At 49.3% G+C, this 276-nt stretch carries 1 pseudogene; it reads right to left on the bottom strand.

The annotated features are described in order from the left end of the window. Positions 1 to 276 (bottom strand): annotated as a pseudogene (locus KVT27_RS24475) (extracellular solute-binding protein); the annotation flags it as partial.

Raw genomic sequence — 276 nt, forward strand, 5'->3', positions numbered from 1 at the left:
ATCGGAATTTCATCCTGCTTGCCGTTGCGGTTGGGATCTTTATCCCGGAACGCTTTCAGCACCTCGTACAGATCGTCCGTCGTCTCAGGCTCCTTCAGATTCAGCTTCTTCAGCCAGTTCTGATTCATCCAGCGCTTATCGGTTCTGGCAGCGTTTACAGTTACAATCCCGGGAAGCGCATAGATATGGCCTTCAGGTGTCGTGATCGCCGAGCGAATCTCCGGATACGTATCCATCAGCTTTTTAATATTCGGCGCGTACTTATCAATCATTTTT

The sequence above is a fragment of the Lysinibacillus sp. GbtcB16 genome (assembly GCF_019091145.1).
In the GTDB taxonomy this organism is placed as follows: domain Bacteria; phylum Bacillota; class Bacilli; order Bacillales_A; family Planococcaceae; genus Lysinibacillus; species Lysinibacillus fusiformis.